Genomic DNA, 3,434 nt, shown 5'->3' with positions numbered 1-3,434 from the left:
CCGTAGCGGGCTCTGCCGGAGCGTCGGCCGCGGTCGCCGCCTTCCTGCTGCGGCTCGCGCGCTTGCGGGGGGCAGGCTTCGTCTCGGGCTCGGGCTCGGGCTCGGGCACCGTCGCTTCGGCGGGTTCGGCCGATTCTGCGGGCGAGGCTTCCTCAACAGAGGCTTCCTCGACATCGGCGGCCGCCGCCTTGGTCTTGCGCGGGGCGCGCTTGCGCTTCGGCTTATCTTCGGCGGCGGGCGCTTCCTCAGCAGCGACCTCCACCGGCTCCGCCGCGGCGGGCGCTTCGGCCTCGGCCTCCATCGGCGCGTCGACCGGATCGGCCTCGACCGCCTCGGCGTCAACCTTCTTCCGGCGTCCGCCGCGGCGGCGCTTCGGCTTCGCTTCGGCTTCAGCCTCCGCGACTAGCTCCGGTTCAGGATCGGCGGGTCCATCTTCCGAGTCGGTGTCGTTCGCTTCGCTGGTCTCGGCCGTCTCATCGTCGTCGCCAGCTTCGCCGGAATCGGCGCTTGTCCCATCCTCGTCGCGGCGACCGCGGCGACCACGACGGCGGCGGCGGCGGCGCTTGCGGCCTTCGCCTTCGTTTTCGTTTTCGTTTTCGCTTTCACCGTTCTCAGCCGCTTCGCGACGCGCGGGACGCTCTTCCTCTTCGTCTTCGTCTTCCTCTTCGGCCTCGTCGACGATGTCGTCGTCGTCGTCCTCGATCGGGGCGATCGGGGCGAAGCTGCGACGCTGCGTCGGCGGCGGGCCGCTGGCCTCGATGACCATGCGCGCGCCCTCGGTCTCGCCGTCGGGCAGGATTTCGACATCGACGCCGTATAGCTCCTCGATCTCGCGCAGTTCGCGGCGTTTTTCGTTGAGCAGGTAGAAGGTCGCCTCCTGACTCGCGCGCAGGGTGATCTTGCTCCCCTTGCCGCGCGCCGCTTCCTCCTCGATCAGGCGCAGCGCGCTGAGCCCGGCGGAACTGGCGGTGCGGACGAGGCCGGTGCCCTCGCAATGCGGGCAGGGGCGGGTCGAGGCTTCGAGGACGCCGGTCCGCAGCCGCTGGCGGCTCATCTCCATCAGGCCAAAGCCGGAGATGCGGCCGATCTGGATGCGGGCGCGGTCGTTCTTCAGCGCGTCCTTCATCGCGCGCTCGACCTTGCGGACGTTCGATCCGTGATCCATGTCGATGAAGTCGATCACGATCAGCCCCGCCATGTCGCGCAGGCGAAGCTGGCGCGCAATCTCATGCGCGGCCTCGAGGTTGGTGCTGAGCGCGGTCTGCTCGATATTATGTTCGCGCGTCGAGCGGCCCGAGTTGATGTCGATCGACACCAGCGCCTCGGTCGGGTTGATGACGAGATAGCCACCCGATTTGAGCTGCACGACGGGGTTCAGCATTCCCGCGAGCTGATCCTCGACGCCGTGGCGCTGATAGAGCGAGACGGGGTCGGCATATTGCTTCACCCGCCGCGCATGGCTTGGCATCAGCAGCTTCATGAACTGCTTGGCGGCCTTGTAGCCGTCCTCGCCCTCGACGAGCACTTCCTCGATGTCGCGGTGATAGATGTCGCGGATCGCCCGCTTGACCAGGTCGCTGTCCGAATGGACCAACGCCGGCGCGCTCGATTCGAGCGTCTTTTCGCGAATCTCGTCCCACAGGCGAGCGAGATAGTCGAAGTCGCGCTTAATCTCGGTCTTGGTGCGGCTCATCCCGGCGGTGCGGACGATGCAGCCCATCGTCGACGGCAGGTTCATCTCGTCGATCATCGCCTTCAGCTTGCGGCGATCGGCGCCGTTCGAAATCTTGCGGCTGATCCCGCCGCCGTGCATCGTGTTCGGCATCAGCACGCAATAGCGGCCGGCGAGCGACAGATAGGTGGTCAGCGCGGCGCCCTTGTTGCCGCGCTCTTCCTTGACGACCTGCACCAGCATCACCTGACGGCGGCGGATGACGTCCTGGATCTTGTAACGGCGGCGCAGCGACATGCGGCTTTCGCCATCCTCGTCGTCGCCCCGGCGCCCGCGCCCACGCCCCTTGCGGCCGTTCCGGCCGCGGCCACGCCCCTTGCGGTCGCCGCCGCCGTTCCTGGATTCTTCGGCGTCGCCATCCTCGGCATCGCCGGCGTCGTCCTCGTCTTTTTCTTCGCCCGCCTCGTCGTCGCCTTCCTCGCCGACGGTCACCGGCGCGGAGGCATAGCCATTCTCGTCCTCATGCCCCTCGACCTCGGCGACATCGCCTTCCAGCTCGTCGAGGTCTTCCTCGGCGCGCATCGCCGCCTCGGCGGCATGCTCGGCCTCTTCGCGCAGCAGTGCGTCGCGGTCTTCCTTCGGAATCTGGTAATAGTCGGGGTGGATTTCGCTGAAGGCCAGAAAGCCGTGGCGGTTGCCGCCATATTCGATGAACGCCGCCTGCAGCGACGGTTCGACACGGGTGACCTTGGCCAGATAGATATTGCCCTTGAGCTGCTTATGCTCTGCGGACTCGAAATCAAACTCCTCGATGCGGTTTCCCTTGGTGACGGCGACACGGGTTTCTTCCCGGTGCCGCGCGTCGATCAACATGCGCGTGGTCATTATTATCACTCCAGGCGCGCCGTGGCGCGCCAAACAAAAAGGCCGCGACTGCCCGGAACAGACGGCTGCGGTCGATAGGGTTCGGATGAAAGAAAATGTTATTGCCGCGTGCGGCCCGCGTCCGGTCCTGGACGGGCATGCGGTCTTCGTGACCACGAGCGGCGGGCGCGAAAGCGCCCGCGTCGCGGACAGAAGAGGGCATGGCAAGCCTCATGCGGCATCAACCTGATTCGGGGCGACCGGCTGACGGAGCGCGCCAAGAGGGGGCGGCCGCCGCCCGGTCGTCCGGGTGGACTGCCGGCTTGTCCGTCCCTTTTGTCCGGCACCGGGGCGCACGGTCCACGATTCGCGGAACCGGGCCTTCCCCTCGCAAGGCCGGACGGCAGGATGGGACGCCGTCAGTGGCCGTGGTGCTAGCATCGGTGGGGACCCACGGCAACCTCAACCACGGCATTAAAGCCAGATGTTGCAATAATGCCCGCCTCGGGCCGGACGCGCTGCGGGTCTGGCTATCATGCTGAATCAGTCGTTAACCTTGCCGGTTGACGCAGGTTTGACGCGCGATGGCTAATGGGACGTTCATCCTTTTCGGCGGCCTGGGACGTGACGTTTGCCCCTGACATCTTCCAATAAGCGCTGGACCAGCCGGACCTTGGGACGGCATAACCGCGTCATGGGCCTGTTCTTCCTGCTCGCCGCGATGGCCCCGACCGCTCTGGCCGGCGCGATGGAGGTCGGGGCGACCCGTTTCGCCGCCGGGGAATATGCGCGCGCCGTGGACGCGCCGCGGCTCCGGCTGCGCCCGCCCGCCGACTATCGCGCCAAACCGCCGCAAAAACGCTACAGCGTCACCGTCCTGATCGGCAAGCCGAAACCT

At 66.9% G+C, this 3,434-nt stretch carries 2 protein-coding genes; one reads left to right on the top strand and one right to left on the bottom strand.

What is annotated here, in order from left to right; genetic code table 11:
* Positions 1-2,557, bottom strand: a 2,557-nt coding sequence (locus VIR62_RS11445; RefSeq protein ID WP_431871385.1) for an Rne/Rng family ribonuclease, incomplete at its 3' end; no start/stop codon positions are given.
* Positions 2,558-3,230: 673 nt separating this feature from the next.
* Between VIR62_RS11445 and VIR62_RS11440 the strand changes: the two genes are divergently transcribed.
* Positions 3,231-3,434 (top strand): hypothetical protein (locus tag VIR62_RS11440; protein ID WP_431871383.1); only part of this gene is annotated, 204 nt, incomplete at its 3' end.

The sequence above is a fragment of the Allosphingosinicella sp. genome, assembly GCF_036570505.1.
Taxonomy (GTDB): domain Bacteria; phylum Pseudomonadota; class Alphaproteobacteria; order Sphingomonadales; family Sphingomonadaceae; genus Allosphingosinicella.
Note: the sequence above shows the minus strand (reverse complement) of the source record. Positions and strands in the feature narration are given on the sequence as shown.